A 22,045-nucleotide genomic window follows, 5' to 3' on the forward strand; every position below is an offset into this window, starting at 1 on the left:
GGATTTGTATTTTATCCTGCATCGATTAAGTCACAATTGGCGTGTGTTCCCTGATAAGAGGGTGTCGAAGCGGGCTTATATTATTGCAGAAAATTGGCATATATTTCAAAAAGAAGAATTGTTGATGTAGTCGATGAATCGGAAAAGAACGAGTTTAATACTAAAAGCGTTGTTTTTGCTACTCGAAGAGATACTTGATTGCGGATAACGGAATTTAGAGATTCGGATTGCCTCAATTTTTATTTTAACTTAATAGAGCTAATTGGATAGGGTAGAGAATGAAACCTTCGCTAAATGCTATTTATGGTTATTCGTATCAACAACAAATGTCTTTAATGTTGTTGGTTTTAATGGATATCGAACGAAAAATTAAATCTATTGAAATTGAACCTAATGATGCTGGAAATTTTGATGATCTTAAAGTTCAGATTAATGATTCATTTTTCTTTTTCCAAATGAAAGATTTGGATAATATTACATTGAGTAATCTAAAAATAGAAGATGGAAAAGTTGCAATTAATGGGAATATTCATTCACTTCCTGAAGGCGTAAGCATTCTTTCTTTTAAAAAAATACATTTGAATTGTAATTCTGAAATTCTTGGATTCCCTTCCTTTCAAGAGAAAGGCCTATATATCCTTTCTCTTTCACGAGAACAAATATTTGAAAGAATTGAAAATGCGTATAAGCGAGATAAAGCAAGAATATATCAAATAATTAGTTTTTATGAAAGGTGTCTTGACAGCAGAATTAATAAAATTGAGCAAAAAGATTTACCTCTAATTGAAATATTCGAAACAAAGTTAATCGAAGAAACGATAACAATTAGTAGAGTCCAGCTAAATTTTGATAATATTCTTGTTGTAGAAGGTCGGCCGGGTATTGGGAAAAGTCATTTTGTTAATTCAATTGTTGATGATTACAAAAATAATATTTTGTATAGATTTTGGATTTCTAATCAAGACAAGTCTTATAGCGAAAGATTAAAGTATGACAATTTTATTTTTAATATTTCAAAGGAAATATTTCGCGATTATGCTTACCGTTCAGAAAGTGATATCATTGATAGACTTCTTAAAGAGAATAAGATATTCATCGTTGACGGTTTTGATCATGTAGAGAACTATAATGTTACTGAAATTAATAAATACAAAGAGTTTATTCAAAAAGTAGGTAGCATGTGTAAGGTTATCGTACTTACACGACCTCTACAAAACAAGCTTCCTTGGCATACTGTAAACTTAAATAATTGGTCTGAAGTAGATACTTTTAGAGTTCTGGAAGAACTGTATCATATTTCCGATTATACTGTTCGAAAGAAGGTCTTTACTATAACGAATGGATATCCAATATTAGTACGATATATTTCAGAACACTTTAAAAAATTCGGTTCACTTCCGGATATAGGCCAAATTTGTACAATGACAGTATTCCCCTTACACTTCTTCTGAAAGAAATTTCCTAATTTTCTAAAATTGTATCCTCCTCCTGCTTGAATTTGATTCCTTCGATGAAAACTTGAGAAGGAGTTCTTCCGTTCATGTTTCTTCCCTGATGAGCTCGTTTGTAATTGTATTCCTCAAAGAAGATTTCCAAATCGATTTGCATTTCGTCAATGGACTCGTAGAATTTAGTTCTTCCTGCTATTCTAAAATGCTCATCGAGTAATGTTCTGTGAAGACGCTCGACGTATCCATTGCTTTGAGGTCTTCGGACCTTTGTAGTTCGATGTTCGATGTCTTCTAATTGAAGAAATAATTCGAAAGGATGTTGATCTTCTCTTCCACAATACTCACGACCATTATCGGTAAGAACGGTTTGAACTTTAATATTATGTTTTTCAAAGAATGGAAGAACATCGTTATTGAGAGTTTGGACGGCAGTGACAGGAATCTTTGTGTTGAAAAGTCTTCCCCAAGCAAATCGACTGTGGCAATCGATAACGGTTTGTAAATAGACTCTCCCAACACCTTTTAAGGAACCCACCATGAATGTATCCATGGAAACTAATTCTCCGGTAGAATCGGCTTGTATGTGCCTTTCTCTGTATTCTGGATCGAATCTTTCGAGGAGCTTGATCTGCTCCTCGCTGAGAGGTATGATTTGATCTTTATGATGTTCTTCGAGTCTTAGAAGTCTTTGATGTTTGGTTACGAGTTTATTTCTCGCCCAGACTCCTCTAACGCCTCCGGAGCTCACTTTGATTCCCTTGAGACTGAGTTGTTGTGCGACTTTTAAACACCCATGGGTAGGACGAAGTAGAGAATATTCTAAGACTTCTTTTTCGATTTCTTCACTGACTCGGTTAGGGTGAGGGCCAGTTGCTCCTGGGATTCTATCTAAGAGTCCTTCTGCTCCGTATGTTTGGAAGTTTCTTCTAATCTCATAGAACTGCTGACGGGAATATCCTATGATCTTACAAGCTTTGCTTACATTTTCTAATTCGTTAGCAAGCTCTAATAAATTTAGCTTCCTTCTTTTTGCTTTTTCTACTGCATTGGTGTTGGTGGTCATCGGTTTCTCCTGAGTTTAAATAATTTGTGGTAAAATCATTTTTTCTTTCAGAAGAAGCCGGGACCACTGATTTTTACCCGACTGTCAGGTGAATACTATCACTACACACCAAATTGAAAGTATTGAGTCTTACTATGAAAGTCTTTTAGTCAATGTAAAAGTTAAAAATGCGCTCTCCCTATTTATCTCATCCCGATCGTTCTTTATGAACTCTGAGATAACAATGTTTTTAGATAACGAATTGGCTGCCATTGTTACTGAATTCATTGAGGATTTTCCTTATTTATTTGAGAGAATGCTTAACAGAACTTCATTGTTTCATGATAGTTTCAATACTTTTATCCGAAATCTTGGGATTGATAATTTTGAACGCAAAAGGAAAGTTAATGAGACAGTTTTGAAATCACTTCTTAAACTAGAGAGTCGCTTTCAGTCTAGATTTTCCTATTTTAATCTTAATAGCGAAGAAAAACTTAAAGTAATTAAAATATATTCCTCAATGGAAGTTTTTAAAGAATTGATTAAAGGGTGTATTTGGAGTTACCCCCAAAAATCATACAGCCAATGTTAGCTCTTTTTCGATAAATTCTTTTGGCGACATCATTTTCAATCCTTTATGTGGTGCAAAGGAATTGTAGTCGTCAATCCAATTGTGTATTTTCAGCATAACTTCTTCAGCATAGTTTAGGCGATTCACATAAGCATAATCTCTTTTGAATGTTTTCACAAAGGCTTCGGCCATTCCGTTGCTCTCTGGAGAATAAGCAGGGGTATGACAGACTTCAAATCCCAAGGTTTCAATAAAAGCCATAGTGGCAAAAGAAGTATATTGAGGACCGTTGTCGGATAGGAACTGCGTCGAAGAAACTTTGGAATCGCCGAATCGTTGCTCCTTTGCCTCAAGAAGCATATCTCGAATCATCTGACCGTCAATGCCAATCGTTGAGGAAATATAACTTATAATTTCTCTGTCATGGCAATCCATAACAAAGGCCAACCAAATAAGCCTACCGTCCCAACAGCGTATTCCTAAAATATCGGAACACCATCTTACATTGCTTTTTAATGTGATGATTTTCCCTTCATGGGTCCGTTTTAACCTTGGAACATTCCTTTGTAAAAGTAGATTTTGTTCCTTCATGATTCGGTAAATCCGCTTGTGATTCACTCGTGGTAAATCCTTGTTTCTATTGATCCGATTGACGATCGCTGTAATTCTTGGATATCCGTAGGTAGGTCTATCATGGCAGACATCTTTAATCGTTTGCAAGATATGTTCTTTGAATTCGCTGATCGAATGTTTTTTCTCGCGCACGCGATTCTTGTAGTTAAAAATCGACCGAGAAACGCCTAGTGCGGTAGCAATTCTACTCATTGGAAACCTTCGATTCCTTCCAATGGCTTTTGCGAGATCAGTTTTTTTTTACGAGCAAGAATGACAGCTTCTTTGAGAATCTCGTTCTCTTCGGTCTTTCTTCCGAGAAGGCGTTCCAAATTCTTAATTCTCTGTTCGAGCTTTTTATACTCTGATTCTGGGACCAAGTTCTCTTCATTCTCGATTCCTTTGCTTGCGCCGTTTTCCATAAACCGCCTCCACTGAAAAAGCTGACTGGCGGCTATATTATACTTTCTCGCCACTAAAGAAACTGAATTTCCTGGTTCAAAGGTCTCTTTTACTATCTGTTCTTTGTCCTTTGAAGACCATCTTCTTCTTCGTTGAACCGATGTGATTACAGTAACCGGGTCATTAATAATAGTATTATTCATAGCATTACTCCTATTATTTAGGAGCTAACTCAGCTGTACGGTTTTAAGTGGGGTAACTACAGGCGGAACGGTTCGGAAAGTAATGAAACTTTGTGAAATTCGCGGAAAATAAGAGAAACATTTTAAGATATCTACAACTAATTCCAGGCATGCAGATCGGATTTCTCGCGACTTAGTCCAACGCAAGTTTCAAGTTACTCGTAAAAATGAAGTTTGAGTTTCGGATGTCAGGTATATAAAATCACTCTCTGGCTGAATTTACTTTTGCGTGATTTTGGATTTGTATTCACGGAAAGCCGTTGGCTGGTCTTTTTCGATTTCGAATGACTCTAAATTAGTTTGCAGAACACCTTCAAGGCGATTGAAAATTGAAATCCACTGAAGGGTTGATCTTTCATCCAGATCGTGGATCAAATTATTGTTCTAAGGAAACACGTGAGTATTTAATAAATAATAAGATGTAATAGCCAAGATAAGATCTTACACTCCGTTCCTGTTTATAACGGAAACTGTAAGTTGTCGAGATACTTTTTCTTAGCTAATTCTTTTGCGTCAAGGAAAGTCTGTATCGGAGTTTTGCCAAAACAATACTTGCCTTGATGTGTTCGTTCATAGTTATACGACTCGATCCACTGATCCAAATCCTTTTGCAAATCCTCAATCGAATTGTATACCTTCTTTCTGAAAGCAACTGCATAGAATTCATCTTGAATGGTTCTATGAAATCTTTCACAAATGCCGTTCGATTGAGGATGTCTTGCTTTTGTTTTCGAATGGTCTATATTTTCCACAGCAAGGAATAATTGGAATTCATGATGTTCCCTATTTCCACAATACTCGGTTCCTCTATCAGTTAGAATCCTCAACAAGCGAACGCCTTCTTCCTCAAACCAGGGGTCGCTTTGTCGTTTAACATATCAGAGGCGACTAATGTGTTCTTTCGGTCGTAAAGTTTTACCATCGCTACTTTAGAATAGGAATCGATAAAGGTTTGTTGATCAATCCTTCCTACACCCTTGATTGTGCCAACGTAATACGTATCTTGGCATCCCAAGTATCCGGGATGTTCTGTTTCTATTTCACCTTCAACTTGTTTTTCTAATTTCCTCCTTTCTAAGGCCTGAACTTGTGATTCGGTTGATACGGGGGAATTGCCTTGAGCCATTGCAGCCTCTAAAGCCTTCAGTCTTTTTTGAAAAGTTTCCAAATCGTGACGAACCCACACACTTCGAACAGTCGCAGGAGCAACTATGATCACTTGCTTTTTCAATTCATTGGATGCTCTCTGCTGTCCATAGGCAGGAAAGTCGATCGCCATCTTCTTTACCGCTTCTTCTTTTTCTGGCTCGATACGATTTTTAGGATTCGGTTTGCGTCTACTCAGATCCTGGAGTGCGAGTTCTCCTCCCTTCTCGTATAACTCTTGAAAACGATAGAAGCTATCGCGTGAATAGCCCATCACGTTACAAGCTTTGGATACGTTTCCCAGAGTCTCTGCTAACTTCAAGAGACCCATCTTGTTTTTGATTATCTTTTGTGCTGTTGTCATCTTTTTCTCCTTGTTAATTTCAAGGAGTGTAAGATCAAGTTCTAACTATTGTAGATTATTTAGTTGTTCCGATATCAGATAAGCTTGGAAAACATTACAGTAATTTTCTGTGATCCCTGTATCAAAGTAAGTCTTTATCGAGTTTAACATAATACCGCAATCCGAATGAAGCAAAAAGTTCATTGTTATTCTGTATCATTTTCATTTGAAAGTGACCTTAGAATTGGACAATTTGGTCGATGATCCCCTTGGCAATTATGAGCAAGATGTTTAAGCGCAGCTACCATTTCTTGCAATTCACTAATTTTGGTTTCTACCTCTTTCAAATGAACTAGTGCAAGTTTTTTGACATCAGCGCTTGCGCGGCTCTTATTTCTCCAAAGACTAACTAACTTTTGAGTTTCTGATAAATTAAAACCCATACTCCGAGTCCGCTTTACAAATCTTAAAATATGAATGTCATCGGACGAATACGTTCTATAACCTGATTCTTTTCTTTTCGCCTTGGGAATTAAGCCAATGGATTCGTAATGACGAATCTGTTTCGTACTAACTCCCGATTCCTTTGAAAGGTTTCCGATATTCATAATTCTTCACCATCCTCTTTTATTTTTAGTTCGACTGCGTATCGATTCTGCGCAAAGAAAGATCCGATTTTGGAATGGATCTGCATGCCAAAATGTATCCCTTTTCCTTTTCCTCCTCAGTAAGAGCAAACTGATTGTGAGATAAATGTTCTACTTGTCCCTCTAAAAGTATGATCTTACACGCACCACAGCGTCCGGCACGGCAAGAATACGATAAATCGACCCCTGACCTTAGAGAAGAATCCAAAATGTTTTCCTCTTCCAAAGCCTCTATGCTGCGATTCCAATTGGGAAAATAAATCTGATGTTTCATGCTCCAATCTTACACCTTCCCATTATAGGAAGGTCAAGGCCCTGGTCTTAAAAAAAATTTAAAATACGTAAAAAACTCGAAATCGACTATTGACCTTTCCCTTGTGGGAAGGTTTAAGCTCTATTTCAAGATTGACTTAAGAAGTCGTCCAAGGAGAATATTATGTTAGAATTTCAAGTAGAGAATATGACTTGTGGAAGTTGCGCAAATGTAATCGGCAAAGCGATCAAGACAATTGACCAGGATGTTCAAGTTAGCGTGGATATTGCGAAGCAAACGGTTCTGGTTAAGAGCAGACTCCCTGAATATGAACTCGCGAGCCTAATCGAAAAATGTGGTTACCCCGTTTCTACAAGTACGATCGTTGAATAAAAATAGGAAAAACAATCTAATGCAACAATCAAATCCAAATTCTGAAATCAAATCTGTCTTTGCAAAGACATTCTTTTTAAAAACTGAAATTGCAAAGGTGGCGATATCCATTATTCTTATATTCGCAAGTTACGGTATGCTCGCGCACGGAGAACACGAAGCGGGCCCAAATGGAGGGATAATTCGGATGCCAGGTGGTTTTCATACCGAGTTAGTTCTTTTAAAAGAAGGCTTAAAGATTTATCTTTTAGATATCAATTTTAAGAATCCTTCCACCAAGAACGGCAATCTGCAGGCAAAAATTGTCCACGGTAAATCAGATCAAAAGCTGGAATGTCAAGCCCATCCGGATCATTTTTTCTGTCCGGTTTCTAATATTCCTTCATCCGGTAAGATTATTATAAAAGCCACGCGTGAAAAGATGGAAGGAATCGATGCGATTTACGACTTACCAATTGTAAAAAAGTAATACGTTACTCATTTGTAAATGGCTTTTTAAAATTTTCTACATCAACTTGGATTCAAAATTCCAGTTGATGTAGAACCGTATATTTTTAGGAATCAGAGAAAGTATATTCATGAATTCGGAAACTTCATAGAAATCAGACTCTATAGCAAATATTTATTTCCCACGAACAACTAAGCCTAATCCTATACTTTAAATTTTTTCTTTATAAAGTCGCAAGGCGTTGATCACGACAGAAACCGAGCTTAAACTCATAGCTGCACCTGCAATCATTGGGGATAACAGAATATGAAAGAATGGATAAAAGAGACCGGCGGCTATCGGGATTCCCAAGAAATTAAACACAAAGGCAAAAAAAAGATTTTGTTTAATATTTCGCATAGTAGCCCGGCTTAAGTGGATTGCTTTAGAAATACCTAATAAATCGCCTTTCACTAAAGTAACTCCAGCGCTCTGAATCGCGATTTCCGTTCCTGAGCCCATTGCAATCCCAACATCGGCCTCCGTGAGTGCCGGTGCATCGTTGATCCCATCTCCAGCGACAAGTAATATTTCATTCGAAGATTTAAATTTCTTTATAATTTCCTTCTTATCTTGGGGGCTAAGACCTGCATAAATTTCTGATATACCAATTTGATCTCCGACTATTTTTCCCGTAGAAATTGAGTCCCCCGTTAACATTAAAATCCGAATTCCAAAGGATATCAACCGAGATACAGCATCATTGGAAGTCGATTTAATCGGATCAGTAACGGCTATAATTCCTAACCAACGCTCCTGATCCGCGATCCAGACAACTGTCTTTCCTTTAGAAAGAAATTCCGCTTCTTTATCTTGTAACTGATTAGGGATCGATTCAACTTTAATGTCCCAACCTGTTTTTTTACCTGCAAATACTAAGAGATCTTTTATTTCCGCACTCACGCCTCTACCAGTTAAAGAGGAAAATTTTTGGCTTGGAATAGTCTTTAAATTTAATTCTTCCGCTTTACGAACAATTGCTCTTGCAATCGGATGTTCACTCATTTGTTCCAAAGAATACGCCAATTGTAAGAGGTATTCTTCACTGACACCATTTACAGGAATCAAATCGGTAACTCTAGGTTTACCCTCAGTCAGAGTTCCGGTCTTATCCGTAAAAAGCATTGTAGCCTTTCCCATTTTTTCTAAAGCTTCTGCGTTTCTTATAAGAATTCCATTTTGAGCACCAATACCAACGCCGACCATGATGGAAATTGGAGTAGCCAGTCCCAAAGCGCATGGACATGCAATTACTAAAACGGATAGAGAATTCACAATACCATTTGCAATGGTCGGTTCCGGTCCGAAAAAGTACCAAAGGAAAAAAGTAATTACGGAAATGAGAAGTACGATTGGAACGAAGAAACCTGCAACTCTATCCGCTACCGCTTGAACCGGAGCCTTCGATCTTTGAGCCTCCTCTACCATATGAATGATTTGAGCAAGGACAGTTTCCTCTCCTACGCGTTCCGCTTGAATAATAAAGCTGCCAGTCTGATTCGTACTTGCTCCAAATACTTTATCCTTCGTATGTTTTTCAACTGGAATAGGTTCTCCCGTAATCATAGATTCATCAATAAAGCTAACGCCTTCCAAAATAACTCCATCAGTCGGTATCTTTTCTCCCGGTTTAATTCTCAATCGATCTCCAACCTTAACTTCGCCTACCTCAATATCGACTTCCATTTCACCTATCAATTTATGAGCCCTTTTGGGCACTAAACCTAACAAAGCTTGAATAGCATCTCCTGTTCTACGTTGCGCAAGTGCTTGCAGATACTCACCCAATATCACTAACGTGAGAATTACCGAAGAAGCTTCAAAATACAGGCCAATTTTCCCATGTGTCTTGGCTGCCTCTGGAAATAAATTCGGGAATAAAAATGCAATCAGTGAATAGCTATAAGCGGCGCTGACACCCAAAGCTATCAAAGTATACATATTAAGATTCAATGATATAAAGGAAGAAAAACCTTTCTTAATTAAGAAAAAGCCAGGACCGAAGAAAATAATCGATCCTAGAATCAATTGTATCCATCCACTATAATGCGTAAAAATTGCGGATGTTAAAAACATTTCACCCATTGCCAATATGAAAACTGGAATGGAAAAAATTATGGAAATATATAGTTTCCTGCCTATGGAGCGAACAAAGATCTCATCTTCTTCAGTGTGATTTCCTTTCTGCAATACTAACGTCATCCCACAGATGGGACAATCGCCGGGTGCATTCTGCTTTATTTCCGGATGCATAGTGCAGGTGTAAATATTCGTACTTACTTTCGAAAAATCCGAGGGATTATTTTTAACCGACGTTGCTGAATGATGGTGCATATGTTTGTGTTCCATTCTCAAAACCTCATTAGTAAATAGTGAACAACATTTAAGATGTTTAATCAAGAAATTAATTTAAGATCTACTATGACCAAATAAACAATAGCTATAATTTATTGACAACGAAGGCAGCTTAAATGAAATTTCAGTTTTATTTTCAGGAGGCACGGAATCGAAGTAAGCAGTAAGTATCATTAATAAGAAAAGAAACTCCTAAGAGCGTTATCATCAATTAATGTTACAGCCAAGGAACATTGAAAAAAGATGCATGTTTACTTGGATTATTGGGCAATTATACCGTTATATAGCGAATTTTGAATTTGTTTCAACTAATACATCTTTACAAACTCGATCATGAAATTGGGCGATGATTCTTAACAAAATCAATAATGCCGTTAGAGAAAAAATCAATTCGTGTTTGGAAAAATAAACCGATCTCCGATTCTAAACGATTTTGGCCGATTCATCGTTTTATGGTACACAATCCCCATTAAATTCTATTGCTCCGATAGAATAACCGAAAGCAGCAGGAGGAACAGGCGTTGGTGGTACGTTGTTTGTTCTTGCAAATCCAAAGAGATCAGATAGATAGAGCTGCTGTGGAAATCCATAGCCAGCAGGATCGTTTCCTCCGTACACGGATTTACATCGAGAAGCCGTATTTAGTTTGTAGACGTCTATGAGACTCGTAGGGTTGTCGAAAATCGGGTCGTGAGAATAATTTTTTTGAAGTATCGATGTCAAAGGTGTTGCACAATTTACTGAGTTGAATAGCGGGTCTGGCTCAGGCCAGCAAAGACGATATTGATTTAAAGTAGCTTGGACGAGAACACTGCAACCATTAAAATTATTTCGGGTGATTTTCGATGTCATGACGTTCACATTATTAGTATCGAAATTGAGGCAAGTACTTGTCGTTGCGTTAAGATTTGTAAAAATTTGATTGTTGATAATAATTAAGTTCAACGGGTCTACAGGACTTTGTTGATGAATTCCGTAAGAACGGGTGCTTCCGCTACCTCCGTAGATAGTATTGTTTATGAATATGAGGTTTGGTGAATTAATTCGCAATGCTTGTACGGCCGACGTAGAGGTGACTGTAACAGGTGTGGGAGCGGTAATATGGTAAGAGTTGAAGATATTATTCACAAATTGTAGTGATTGGGTCGTATTCGAGACTGTATTGTTAATCATCACACCGATAGAAAAATCCAAACCATCGTTAATGTTTATGTGAGAACCGCCGCTAATGAAGTTACTGTTAATTACGCCTTGAGTTCCCTCCAAAATCCTCATACCGGATGAAAGAGAATTTCCGCTTCCTCCAAGAATATAATTTCCCACTACGACAAAGTTAGGACTTACATTTGATGCATAAATTGCGGATCGATTGATTCCTAAGCCGTAGTTACTAGCTAACTCTGTTGAACCCAAGATAGAGTTTCCGCTAAGTGTGAGAGAAAATCCGCCAGTATTTAAATTATTTAACCAAATTCCTGTAGACCAGCGGTTATTCGCATTCGTGATAACAGTAAGACCTTGTACAAGAATATCTGAAGTCATTGCAAACATGCTTCCCATAATCGGCGTACAAGTCCCGGCGTCGCTAGCGCCGCAATTTGTAGAAGGCACATCATCACGAATAATTGACGGAAAGGCTGCCGGGTTCCTATCTAAAAAATCGCTTTTGAATCCACCTATAAGTTGGAGTTTATCGATTAAGCGGATTGTTTGTCCCACTGTTGTAATCGAATAGGTGCCTTGCGAAACTAATACGAAGCAAGGGGTTGCAGTGCTACACTGAGTTATTGCGTATTGAATATCGCTACAGGCAGTCGCAATTGTGCTACAAGTTCCTACGCCACTCATTCCTCCAGGGTGCACATACTTTATTTGATTTACAGCTGCCACTCCGTAACGAATTGGAGAGGCTATTTGAAATGGACGATTGGTTCCCAATTCCGTACATCCTGAAAATTGAATACAACGATTGAGTCCTCCTGGCCAAGCTGGATTCGGATTAATCGTGACCGTATTACCGGAATAACTAAGTGCATTTAGTGGAGCAGCTGAAGGTCCAAGATTAGAGGAACAAATACCAGATGTAGGCGTCGGAGTGGGAGCGGTAAAGCTACAACTTAAAGGTGTAACCGGTTTCGAAAACGTAAACTGAATTGAACTTCCGTCATTTACTGCGGTTTGATTTACAGGCATGGCGTTTGTTAAACTTAAACAATTCACATTTAGTGTTACAGAAGCATTATTAATTGTTCCCGTAGCAGGAGGTACCGTCTCGATGACGCAGTTATGTTGATTGGGGCTGGAAAGAAGTGTGACCGAATATATACCGGTGTCGGGCACCTTGCTGCTAAAAGTATAATTTCCATCTCCGACTATACTTAGACTATCCACATTTCCGTTTCGGACTAACAAACTTCCTGTTGCGGAAGTGGCAATTCCATAGACATTGAGGTTAACGTTAAAAAAACTTGTTCCACAATTAATTTCAACAAGGTTCGAAGTTGCAGAGACAATTCCCGAAGGATTCGTAATTATGCAAGTTTGATTTGGAGACACAGTAGGTTGCGATAGAATTGAGACCGTAAAATTGGAAAAAATTTGAAGTTTATTGGTAAATTCGAAATCACCATTGGTTGAAATCCGCAGTATTTCAGAACTTTGATTTGAGATTACGAAAGATCCCGCATTTGCCAGTCCCTTAACTCGAATCTTTAAAGGGAGATTAAAGTTTGAAACAAAATATTTTGAGAATAAAGCGTTTTCTATGGAAGACAACCCAACAGGCTTTGGTACACAGGAAGAAAAAATAAGCGATATTGCGATAAGAAGAGACCGTATAAATATAGATTTATATAAGTTGTACATCATTGCAGGCATTAGTTAAATTTCTTCGTTGTGTCGTTTTGGAAGCATTTCAAAATTTTCGCATAAAGGCATTCGTATCTCTTTGGGAGTTTTCTCGGTAGGTGCTTGAATATCTTGTTTAATTGTTTTAACAAAATAAAAAAGTATACCGAGTAAAACGATTATGAGGACGCTAACGTAGATGACGTATTGGAAGAATACGGTTTCTACGTTAGATATAAATTGACTGAAGTTTATCATTTGATCCTCAAGGTCAATAATTGAAGCGATGCCTTAACTGATATCGGTAATGAAAATTTTATGGAACGCGGATCTTCTTGTATAGATTCGCATCTGTAAAACCACCAACTCCATCCAATGCGTGATAGGAGCTTACTCCGACACAAGCATGTCCGTATGTAGTCGTATTTATAGTTTGTTGCATAGGGGGGGTATAAGTCCCTACAGCTACCGGTACAGGGGGCTCTTCAATGCCGCGTTCTATGTATGTAAATTGAGTTGGTCCAGGCCCTCCATATGGCGAAGAAGTACTTATATCCAGATACAAATAGTCTTGAACTGTTGTAAGAGTTGCGCTTGCGGCTAACTCTATAAATGATCCGTTTTTGGTAACCTGAATGCAATGAGTATTGCAATTGCCGATTGTGACAGGAGCGGAAACCGCATCGTCGCAAGGTCCCGCCTGTGAAGCTGGTGGCGTAGTTAAAATATTCTTTGATGATTTCCCGAATGAGTTCTTAGCTACGATGATAATTTTGTAGGACTGAGTTAATTCAGGGGAATGAGCTTGGAATTGATTTGGTGTAAATGGATTTGCAGATAGAGTCATTTCTTGAATAGAATTGTGAACCGTTTCGCCATCCGCATCGAGAGATATGACGGACGGTCTTCCTAAATAAGCTCGAGTAGAGACAGTTCCGGTCGGATTATTTTGGTATGTAAAGTTGGCGTAAATCCTTTGCTTATTTACACTATTAACGGTTATAAGGGCAGTCTCGATTGTTGGTGTATTTAGGATCGGTGGGATTCCCTGTCCAGTAATTTCAGAAGTCGGATCTATTGCCTTTGTGCTACCGCTTAACGCAGGCAACAGGCTATGAATATCTTCTTCGCTTTGTTTTTCATTACATGATAAAGAAAATAGGATTAAAAGCGGAAGGAACGTGAATCTTTTAAATATGGGAAGGATTCCCTTATTTAAAATTAAAGCAATTAACAACATTGTATAGACTCCTCTATAATATTATATAACCATTTTAACCATGGGTGTTTTAAGATTTGATCTGTCTGGCTTATATGGTTGCGGGTAATTTGGTTTTAACTTATTAACGATTGTCAATCTTTATTCGTTATTTTGCATATTCTATTTAGTAAGATATGTTTCTTTAATATAGAATGCAGAATAATCATTTTAATTTGAGAGGTTCGGTTCGATCGTCGCTATTTCTATTTTATAGTATTGAAAGACTCCTATTGTATATGTGGTTTGTTCGGTTTGTTATTTTAGCTATAGGATAGATCGGAAATTACGAAATGACTTGCTTGGTGTCTCTGAAATGAGGTGTCCAATTTTCTGTTGCGTGCGGGCAGTGCGGATTGATGATGTTTTGTGCCAGTAGGTGACTAACTTTAAAATCTTTCCGAGACTTAAAGATTTTGCTGACTATAGTCGTTACAAAGGATAATTGTGAAAAATTCGAGAAGGAGGCAGAAGAATGAAAAGATGTTTTTTGCGCTTCTATAATTTAGGGTTGGTCTCCTTAAACTTTTCGATAATGACTTTTTGTTTAAATATCATTTAGCTCATCCTCGCGGCAAACGCGATTCCTCCCCATCGCCTTGGCACGGTAGAGTGCTTGATCAGCTGATCGATAAACATCTTCGATCGTGTCTGCTATTCTTTCCTTTGCAATTCCTATGCTAAGGGTCACTGGAGAGTTGTCTTCCAATAGAACGTTGTTTTCCACAGTAGATCGAATCTTATCGGCAAAGTTAACCGAAGATTTCGCATTTGAATTAATTACAAAAACGGCAAATTCTTCTCCTCCCCATCTGCAGAGGTGGTGTGGTTTTGAAACGATTGAATCTAATACTTTAGCGACATTCGTGAGAACTGTATCTCCTACATCATGACCAAATCGGTCATTTATTTTTTTGAAATGATCGATATCTATTATCATAAGCGACCATGGAATGTTTTGTTTTTTACATATTTCAATATCTGTTTTTGTCCAAGTTAAAAAGGCTCTTCGATTTGCAATTCCCGTCAAATGATCGGAATTGGTAAGTTTTAAAATTAGATTCATTGAAGATTTTAACTTTTGATACATAATCGCTATTGCGAAAAGTGATAAAATTAAAAGCCAATACGGAAGTAGGCTTTTGAGAGTAAATAGTGCAAAGTCCAAGATGGTAATTCTATGTATTAGTGCAATGCTTCCTTCCTTTATTTCATAGGCAGTCCAAAAATATTGAGTCGTTCGGTTTAAAGAATCGAACGAATTGGGGTTCAGTTGCAATGGTATTTTTGATACATGAGACTCGGGGCCTTTAACGAGTATGTTTCCATCGGCGTCAATCAAATAGCTTTCCCCGATGCTCCTCCCTAAATTTAGCATATTTTGAATTTCGTCTAAATCTACCTGGATAGAAAGAATCCCTACGTATCTATTTTCTTTAAAAACCGATCTGGAAAAATTGATCATTGGTTTTCCACTGATTTCTCCTGAAGGTCGGTTAGATATGATTAAAATATTGGATGAATCTTTAAATTTTGAAGGTTCCAGTGACAAGCGATGCTCATTTAATGAATCTAATAGATTTGAATTTAATTGTGAAATTTTAGGAAATATAAAAGTGAATCCTTTTTTGGATGAATAAATTACAACTCTATTTTCCGCCTTCCTTTTTGCTAACGTATAAATTTGTTCACTGAAAAGGAGAGCTAACGCGAATTCCTGTTCGAAATTACCTATGAGACCGATTTTTGAATTTGCAATTAGGCTTCCGTTTTGAATAGAATTGTGTTTGTTGTTACGAAGTTGATACAATGAAAATGTATCCGTGTTTTGCTCTTTTTCTAATGAAAAATCGTGATTTCTTAATTTAGTTTCTTTCAAGAAAGTATTATTGGATAATTTATCTTCGAATGTTTGGAGCTGACTTTCGATCCCGAAGAAGTAGCTACTAATATGATTTGCTCGAAGTTTTAGTAATTGTTGTACATAAAATAGAGTCCTATGAATTTCATAAGTTAGAGTCGCGAAGCTGAGCACTAAAACTAGGATGAAAAAAAGCGTCGCGTTTTCCTTTTTGATTATATTTAGACTATTCATTTTGTTCAAGCGCGAACTCCTCCAAATATCTGATCATTCCCACATATAAAAAACTAAGGTTTTCATATAATATACATTCTATACAGCACCTACAATAAGACGTTAAGAAGTTATTTGTAAATATTATATAAAGCATTATTTGTGAATGTTGGTTTTGTATATTTGACTTATATTTTAAGATATGTACACTGCGAAAGTAGTTATTAATGAATTATATGGTTGTAGATCGGCAAAAGTCTCCGCCTTCGACAGCGATTATTTTTAACAATTATTCACAAAAATCCTATCGAGTTTATAAGATCGATAGCCGCTATTAAAAAACCGTTATACTATGTTTCATAGGTAAGGGAGAAATTTAGTTTTCAATGTGCTTTGATATTTATTTTGCAAGTTCGATTGAGTATGTCTCATTCGGTATAATTTATTTTTTAAACAGAAAGGAGGTGCTGCATAAGAAACAGGCTTTGATATTGATGTTTATTGGTTTAAATCTATTTATTTATTACTATTCCCAGGGAAGTTTTACTTACGAAAATATCTTCTTTCGTTTTATGGGTCCGTTTGTTTATTTCTTTTTAAATATTTCCTCGGTAATCCTTTATGGCTCAATGTTTAATACTTTTTTAAGAAAAAAATCTTCAAATCTTCAGAAAACGATATTTGATAATAATTTGATTGTAATGTTCGCGAGTTCAGCCTTTTTTTCGGGACTTTTGATATTTCTTTTTTGGGATACAGGAAGGATGATATCTTTACCAAATTTATTTTCAAATGTAAATGAAGTCTCAATTCTGATTTTGATTTTGTATTGCTTGCTTATTCAATTTCCTGCTCCGAAAGGATTTGCCCGGAACATTAAAGGGATTAGATTGATATACTTGCTCGTGATTTTAATGACATTTCATAGAATAGACGATTTGTTTTTCAATGATTACAAGGATTTATCAGTCCTTGTGGGTGGTATTTTTTATCTCGTTTCACCCATACTATTATTCGGGAATCTTATTTATTTACCTGCAACATTACATGAGATTAAAAATATTGAATCCGTCGATTTGCAAAAAACTGCTCATAAAGTTCAGGAGATTATTGCACCCAAGGCGCTAAAAGGCGTCACTTCAGAGACCATTAAGATGATCGGGTCTAAACTGCTTGAATTGATGGAGATTGAAAGGATATATTATGACGAGGATGTGCGAATGCCGGATGTTGCTGAAGCAATCGGAATATCTCCACACCTTCTTTCAGCATTTATTAATCATTACTTAGGGACAAATTTTAATCATCTCATAAACTCATATCGAATTAAAGAAGCAATAATTTTGCTTAGGGATGAGCCAAGGAGAACTGCGTTGTCCATTGGTTACGCAGTTGGTTTTAACTCAAACTCTACGTTTTTAAGATGTTTTCACTATGTAACTGGGATGACTCCTAGTGCTTTTCGCGAAGAAATCATGAGAGACAAAAAAGCGGATATTCCATTTATTGATCCTTTCCCGGCTTTACTACATTTTAAGTGTCAAAATATCTTGACCTAGAATAAATCCCAAGTAACTTAATGTTTCTATGTAATGAAATTACATAGAAACGCTCATTTTTTATATTTTAGATTCAGAAAACTTCTTTCGTTTCATTACAATTTCTATTAATATATCTCCCTCTAAATATGTACGAAGTTCTTAGATTTATTTTTAACCACATGGTTGGATTTGCTGGCGTCCTTTCCATTTTTTTCGCATTCATTCATATATCGAAGGGGAAGAGTTTAAAAAATTCAATTATATTCACTATATTTATATCCATGGGGTTTTTTCTTGTCAAAGGAATCGTTTTATTGATTGGGCTCGGGATGGAGTATTCCCATTTTTTTTCAATCGAAATACTTTTCATTTTTCTCATTGGCCCTTCTTTATACATATATTTTAATTTACTTCTTCTTAACGAAGGGCTTGGGATACGTAAAATTTTCCTCCATTTCGTACCTTCAGTTCTATTTCTTTTTTTATTTGTATTGGATACTTTGTTGTTCTTGGTGGAAAAACATTCGTTTAAGGATTTAAACTCTAAATTTCAGGGTAGGTACGATCTTTTCTACGGAATCTCGACTCTTATAACTTTAGCATATATGATTATCATTCTAATTAAATGCTTTCGTCTTTTTCGCGGAGGTGTTTCCGACATTCCTTGGGCTAAACATATTTTTGGGATATTAAGTGTAGGTGTGTTTGGGATATTGGTTAATCTTGTTATTGATTTCCGTTTCTTGTTCGGCTTATTTGATTATTTTATCGAGTTATACGTTTTTAGCTTATGCGTTCTTACGATCGCCGTCCTTTACGCCTTTGTAGTTAGCCAAATTTATCCGATTACCTTTAACTTAGTTTCTGATACATTTAAAAAGATGAGTTATAAGAAAAGTACACTTCAAAATATAAATTTTGAGGAACTTTCGTATCGATTAGAGAAACTAATGAACCAGGATAAAGTTTATCTCGACGGAGATATTTCGTTAAATGCTCTTGCTGAAAAATTGAATATTAAATCTCATCAACTTTCCGAACTTCTGAATAACAACTTAAACAAAAGTTTTTTCGCTTATATTAATCATTATAGAATTCAGGCTGCAAAGGTTCAGCTTTTGGCAGAAAAAGATACAGCAATTATTAAGATTGCCTTTGGGTGTGGATTTAATTCTCTTTCAGTCTTTAATACGATGTTTAAGAAGGAAACCGGAGAAACTCCTTCGGAATTTAGAAAAAAGAATTCAAGAAATTGAATGTTTTCTATTAGTCATTTCGTATTATTATATTCTTCACTTTGGTTTATTTGGAAGTTTTTTCGTTCCTGAATTATTATAGAAACATGTATCCTATAGGATTGGGAGCATAACCCAAGAGTGTCCTCTATCATAAGTTATCTTTTCTTTGGTAGAGGACTATGGAAAAACAAAATAGATTTTTGCAGCATATGCATGTTTGTTGTTGGTTTAAGCGAACAGCTTTTATTTTTATTTTAGGATTTACGGCCCTGAGCTGCTTACAAGGAGAAAGGGGAAAATCACCCTTTAAAATTTTTCCTTTAAACATTGGCTTTAATTCGGATAATTCCCTCCCGAGTTCTGATCCTCCATCTAATCAGAAGGGAAGTTTAACATATTATTCGGCTAATATGGTTTATGTTAGCGGTCAGTCAGGAGCATTTGAGTATGCGGACGTTCAGTGGAGTAGCTCTTTGGACGCATCCTACCAAATCCGTTTAGGTGCTACGAATTGCACGGATGGAACCTTGGATAGTTCCGGTTCAGTTCAAGCTTCCGTTGCTACAACCTCAAGAATTCATGCGCTAATAGGTAGTGCTCCATTGATCGTCGGAGCCAATCAAATCAAAATTTGTATTTTTAATCCTGGAGGCTCAACGTATTGGGATTCGTATAATGTGACCGCAATGAGGGATGATACTGCTCCGACTGTTTCGTATTCTCCAGTTGGAGGGGTATTCGGTACTTCAGCGCCGACAATTACAATTTCCTGCTCCGATACGGGAAATTCCGGTTGTAATCAGATCGCCTATCGAACGGACGGAACAACCGCTGCGATTGCAAATAACGGAACTGCAGCGCCGGGAAATACTTTGTTTTCATCGGCTTTGCCTTTAGCCAACAATACTACAACCAATATGAGTGCCATAGCGGTCGATTATGCAGGAAATATTGGTGTGGCGGGTAACGCGACATACACTGTTTCCTTCGGGAATCCTACGATTACGATTGTTTCTCTAAGCAAATCGATTATCAATGGTTCGGGTTCTTCCACTCTGGTATGGAATTCCGACATTGGAGGAAATTATTCTATCCGTAGTAGCGGAACAAATTGTAGCGATGGAACCGTCCTCTTAACCGGATCAGCCACAGCCGGCACCAACGTCAATAGCGTAATCGCTGGTTCAGCTCTGAATGCCGGAGTAAATAACATTCGAATCTGTTTAACGACACCGGGCACCAATCAAGGCTCAGTTTCGACTTCCGTTGCAAGAGACGATATCGCTCCGAAGGTGATTGCGGTCGCGCCACTATTGACTCCAAATGCGACCGCCTTTGCATTGAGTGTAACCCAGAAAACCTTTAGCCTAACGTTTGACGAAGATATGGATACTACGGTCTCGATTGATCTAAAGCATTATGATCAAACTCAAGGTAATAGGGAAATCAAATGGCCAGGAGCGATCGGTTCCTGGAGCTCTGATAAGAGAACCTATACCTTAAATACGCAGAGCAATTTACCGGAATGGCATAAATTCTTTTGGCGTTATTCGGATGTATCCTTTAAAGATCTAGCAGGCAACAATGTCGTAACAAGTCCTCTTGTTGCTGTGGTTGCGGGCGAAATCAAATTAAATTACGGAACCACGCATGATACGGCATATCTGCATCAGTTTGATACACTTCAGAATTTCTGCACCGATTCAAATGGAGCTAATGTCGTCTGCACATCAACTGGTCAAGATGCCGAACAAACAACCAGAGGAGGTTACCAAAATTCGAATACTTTCTTTACCTTTCCGATGTTAGCAGCAGGTTTTCCAAGTGATTTCGTAACAAAAGATACTAAAAATAATCGATATTGGAAATCCTGTGAGCCCGATTACGAAACAGACGGGATGAATCCTTGCCTAAAAATTTGTCCCGGGGCCAATAAATGGAATGGTACTGCTTGCGTTTCCGATTCCGGAAATCCGAAAAAAACGTTCGAACGTGCAGTGGAAGATTGTTCTGAACTGAATGTTCGAAATGCAGGCGCCGGTTATGCTGGTAGAAAGGGCTGGAGAGTACCTACGATTGCAGAGTATTATACGATTCTTGAGTATGCCGACTACGGTGGTAACGGAACGGATACAATTCCGAATCGCTTTTTTCCAGGTATTACGCGTAACGATTACCAACGCTATTGGACCAGTACGAACGCGATTACAATCAATACGACCAATCGATATGCATTAACGCCAGCTATCGATCCATTATCCAATGGTCCCGTCAATTACGCTGCTCCTTCTTCCTTACAAACCTGGGCAGCATGGACTGTATCGGTTTTTGGAGGTGTTGCCTTACCGAACAACAAGCAGAAATCAAGCGCTTGGGATTCTCCTGCTTACTATTTTACAACTTTATGTATTTCGGATTAAATAAGGAGTTTTTATGAAATCACTTTCTTTAAAAAAAATAGGGTCTCTTTCGATGTTGATTGTATTCATCGCTATTTTTGCCAATCCGATCTTTTCTTTAGATGGTCCTTTTACGGATCTTGGCAACGGAAAGATTCGGACTGGAAGCTTACGAAGGTGGCAAAAATGTTCGATGGGACAGGGTATAACAACCTGTAATTCATCTGCGGCTATAACTACCGATTGGGCCGGAGCGCTTGCTTATTGCAATTCGTTAAACTTAGATGGCGAAACCTGGAGATTACCCAATGTCAAAGAGCTACAAAGTCTCGTAAATTACGGTCGAACTTCATTTCCCATCATCGATGTTATTGCATTTCCGGATACGGTGGGAGCTTATTATTGGACGTCAACTACAGCCATGTCAACTGGAACAAGTCCAAGCGTAGGTACTGCCGATCCCAAAGGATACAATGAGACGGCTAGTAATGATAATCCATATCGAATTCCTATCAATACACCATACCGATCAATGGCTTATATAGTCGATTTTAGAATGGGTGGTGTCATCGAGTTTCCAAAAAACAATACAACGAAAGCCTATGTTCGCTGTGTGACCGGGCCATAACATTCCTATTCAGAACTTCCATTTTGAGCGTGCGGCAAGTAAATCCCTCTCGCCGTACGCTCTCTTTTTTTGGAGTAGCTCTTATATGGAAATTGTAAATTGAAAAGGTCTTCATG

16 protein-coding genes and 2 pseudogenes are annotated in these 22,045 nt (G+C 37.4%); 9 read left to right on the forward strand and 9 right to left on the reverse strand.

Annotated features, from left to right (window positions below):
* The first annotated feature begins 278 nt into the window (after window positions 1-278).
* Window positions 279-1,451, forward strand: coding sequence for an NACHT domain-containing protein (locus LFX25_RS03530; protein ID WP_238728941.1), 1,173 nt, complete (start codon window positions 279-281; stop codon window positions 1,449-1,451).
* A gap of 10 nt (window positions 1,452-1,461) precedes the next feature.
* Here the strand turns inward: LFX25_RS03530 and LFX25_RS03535 are convergent, their stop codons facing one another.
* Complete coding sequence (locus LFX25_RS03535) at window positions 1,462-2,514, reverse strand: IS481 family transposase (protein ID WP_238728942.1); 1,053 nt, start codon at window positions 2,512-2,514, stop codon at window positions 1,462-1,464.
* Between the two features lie 88 nt (window positions 2,515-2,602).
* Here LFX25_RS03535 and LFX25_RS03540 point away from each other — a divergent pair, with 88 nt between their 5' ends.
* Entirely contained in the window at window positions 2,603-3,085 is a 483-nt protein-coding gene (locus LFX25_RS03540) for a hypothetical protein (protein WP_238728943.1), read from the forward strand.
* Here the strand turns inward: LFX25_RS03540 and LFX25_RS03545 are convergent.
* A protein-coding gene (locus LFX25_RS03545) for an IS3 family transposase (protein WP_238728944.1) occupies window positions 3,068-4,281 on the reverse strand; the annotation gives its coding sequence in 2 pieces (ribosomal slippage) (window positions 3,068-3,939 and window positions 3,939-4,281; 1,215 coding nt in all). The genes LFX25_RS03540 and LFX25_RS03545 overlap by 18 nt on opposite strands.
* A gap of 67 nt (window positions 4,282-4,348) precedes the next feature.
* Here LFX25_RS03545 and LFX25_RS03550 point away from each other — a divergent pair.
* Window positions 4,349-4,742: pseudogene (locus tag LFX25_RS03550) on the forward strand (DDE-type integrase/transposase/recombinase); the annotation flags it as partial.
* 36 nt (window positions 4,743-4,778) lie between these two features.
* Here the strand turns inward: LFX25_RS03550 and LFX25_RS03555 are convergent.
* The 3 genes and pseudogenes from LFX25_RS03555 to LFX25_RS03565 all read right to left on the reverse strand — a co-directional run bounded on the left by LFX25_RS03555 (window position 4,779) and on the right by LFX25_RS03565 (window position 6,730).
* Window positions 4,779-5,830 (reverse strand): annotated as a pseudogene (locus LFX25_RS03555) (IS481 family transposase).
* Window positions 5,831-6,015: 185 nt separating this feature from the next.
* On the reverse strand, window positions 6,016-6,417 hold the full coding sequence (gene cueR, locus LFX25_RS03560) for a Cu(I)-responsive transcriptional regulator (protein ID WP_238728945.1): 402 nt from the start codon (window positions 6,415-6,417) through the stop codon (window positions 6,016-6,018).
* Between the two features lie 25 nt (window positions 6,418-6,442).
* Window positions 6,443-6,730 carry a 2Fe-2S iron-sulfur cluster-binding protein gene (locus LFX25_RS03565; protein WP_238728946.1) on the reverse strand — a complete coding sequence of 96 codons (288 nt, stop codon included), beginning with the start codon at window positions 6,728-6,730 and terminating at the stop codon, window positions 6,443-6,445.
* Between the two features lie 162 nt (window positions 6,731-6,892).
* Here LFX25_RS03565 and LFX25_RS03570 point away from each other — a divergent pair, with 162 nt between their 5' ends.
* Together LFX25_RS03570 and LFX25_RS03575 are read left to right on the forward strand one after the other, a co-directional pair.
* Window positions 6,893-7,102: a heavy-metal-associated domain-containing protein gene (locus LFX25_RS03570; RefSeq protein ID WP_238728947.1), complete on the forward strand. Its 210-nt coding sequence runs from the start codon at window positions 6,893-6,895 to the stop codon at window positions 7,100-7,102.
* A gap of 19 nt (window positions 7,103-7,121) precedes the next feature.
* Window positions 7,122-7,571 (forward strand): hypothetical protein, encoded by a 450-nt coding sequence (locus tag LFX25_RS03575; RefSeq protein WP_238728948.1) that lies wholly within the window; start codon window positions 7,122-7,124, stop codon window positions 7,569-7,571.
* A gap of 189 nt (window positions 7,572-7,760) precedes the next feature.
* Here the strand turns inward: LFX25_RS03575 and LFX25_RS03580 are convergent, their stop codons facing one another.
* The 4 genes from LFX25_RS03580 to LFX25_RS03595 form a co-directional block, all read right to left on the reverse strand.
* Window positions 7,761-9,938: a copper-transporting P-type ATPase gene (locus LFX25_RS03580; protein WP_238728949.1), complete on the reverse strand. Its 2,178-nt coding sequence runs from the start codon at window positions 9,936-9,938 to the stop codon at window positions 7,761-7,763.
* A gap of 456 nt (window positions 9,939-10,394) precedes the next feature.
* Complete coding sequence (locus LFX25_RS03585) at window positions 10,395-12,821, reverse strand: hypothetical protein (RefSeq protein WP_238728950.1); 2,427 nt, start codon at window positions 12,819-12,821, stop codon at window positions 10,395-10,397.
* Window positions 12,822-13,107: 286 nt separating this feature from the next.
* Entirely contained in the window at window positions 13,108-14,031 is a 924-nt protein-coding gene (locus tag LFX25_RS03590) for a hypothetical protein (RefSeq protein ID WP_238728951.1), read from the reverse strand.
* Window positions 14,032-14,596: 565 nt separating this feature from the next.
* Window positions 14,597-15,928, reverse strand: coding sequence for a sensor domain-containing diguanylate cyclase (locus LFX25_RS03595; RefSeq protein ID WP_238728952.1), 1,332 nt, complete (start codon window positions 15,926-15,928; stop codon window positions 14,597-14,599).
* Window positions 15,929-16,587: 659 nt separating this feature from the next.
* On the opposite strand from LFX25_RS03595, the gene LFX25_RS03600 reads away from it, so the two are divergent.
* The 4 genes from LFX25_RS03600 (at window position 16,588) to LFX25_RS03615 (ending at window position 21,929) form a co-directional block, all read left to right on the forward strand.
* Window positions 16,588-17,682, forward strand: a complete 1,095-nt coding sequence (locus tag LFX25_RS03600) for an AraC family transcriptional regulator (RefSeq protein WP_238728953.1) — start codon at window positions 16,588-16,590, stop codon at window positions 17,680-17,682.
* 587 nt (window positions 17,683-18,269) lie between these two features.
* On the forward strand, window positions 18,270-18,920 hold the full coding sequence (locus LFX25_RS03605; protein WP_238728954.1) for a helix-turn-helix domain-containing protein: 651 nt from the start codon (window positions 18,270-18,272) through the stop codon (window positions 18,918-18,920).
* A 161-nt stretch (window positions 18,921-19,081) separates the two neighbouring features.
* On the forward strand, window positions 19,082-21,322 hold the full coding sequence (locus LFX25_RS03610) for an Lcl domain-containing protein (RefSeq protein WP_238728955.1): 2,241 nt from the start codon (window positions 19,082-19,084) through the stop codon (window positions 21,320-21,322).
* 13 nt (window positions 21,323-21,335) lie between these two features.
* The gene (locus tag LFX25_RS03615) at window positions 21,336-21,929 is read left to right on the forward strand and encodes an Lcl C-terminal domain-containing protein (protein ID WP_238728956.1); all 594 of its coding nucleotides are present in this window, start codon (window positions 21,336-21,338) and stop codon (window positions 21,927-21,929) included.
* The last annotated feature ends 116 nt before the right edge of the window (window positions 21,930-22,045 follow it).

Source organism: Leptospira sanjuanensis (assembly GCF_022267325.1).
GTDB lineage: Bacteria > Spirochaetota > Leptospiria > Leptospirales > Leptospiraceae > Leptospira > Leptospira sanjuanensis.

Bases quoted from the DNA above. Each gene is read 5' to 3' on its own strand.
- LFX25_RS03530 (WP_238728941.1), top strand. From the start codon at position 279: ATGAAACCTTCGCTAAATGCTATTTATGGTTATTCGTATCAACAACAA.
- LFX25_RS03535 (WP_238728942.1), bottom strand. From the start codon at position 2,514: ATGACCACCAACACCAATGCAGTAGAAAAAGCAAAAAGAAGGAAGCTA.
- cueR (WP_238728945.1), bottom strand. From the start codon at position 6,417: ATGAATATCGGAAACCTTTCAAAGGAATCGGGAGTTAGTACGAAACAG.
- LFX25_RS03565 (WP_238728946.1), bottom strand. From the start codon at position 6,730: ATGAAACATCAGATTTATTTTCCCAATTGGAATCGCAGCATAGAGGCT.
- LFX25_RS03570 (WP_238728947.1), top strand. From the start codon at position 6,893: ATGTTAGAATTTCAAGTAGAGAATATGACTTGTGGAAGTTGCGCAAAT.
- LFX25_RS03575 (WP_238728948.1), top strand. From the start codon at position 7,122: ATGCAACAATCAAATCCAAATTCTGAAATCAAATCTGTCTTTGCAAAG.
- LFX25_RS03580 (WP_238728949.1), bottom strand. From the start codon at position 9,938: ATGGAACACAAACATATGCACCATCATTCAGCAACGTCGGTTAAAAAT.
- LFX25_RS03585 (WP_238728950.1), bottom strand. From the start codon at position 12,821: ATGCCTGCAATGATGTACAACTTATATAAATCTATATTTATACGGTCT.
- LFX25_RS03590 (WP_238728951.1), bottom strand. From the start codon at position 14,031: ATGTTGTTAATTGCTTTAATTTTAAATAAGGGAATCCTTCCCATATTT.
- LFX25_RS03605 (WP_238728954.1), top strand. From the start codon at position 18,270: ATGATTATCATTCTAATTAAATGCTTTCGTCTTTTTCGCGGAGGTGTT.
- LFX25_RS03610 (WP_238728955.1), top strand. From the start codon at position 19,082: ATGGAAAAACAAAATAGATTTTTGCAGCATATGCATGTTTGTTGTTGG.
- LFX25_RS03615 (WP_238728956.1), top strand. From the start codon at position 21,336: ATGAAATCACTTTCTTTAAAAAAAATAGGGTCTCTTTCGATGTTGATT.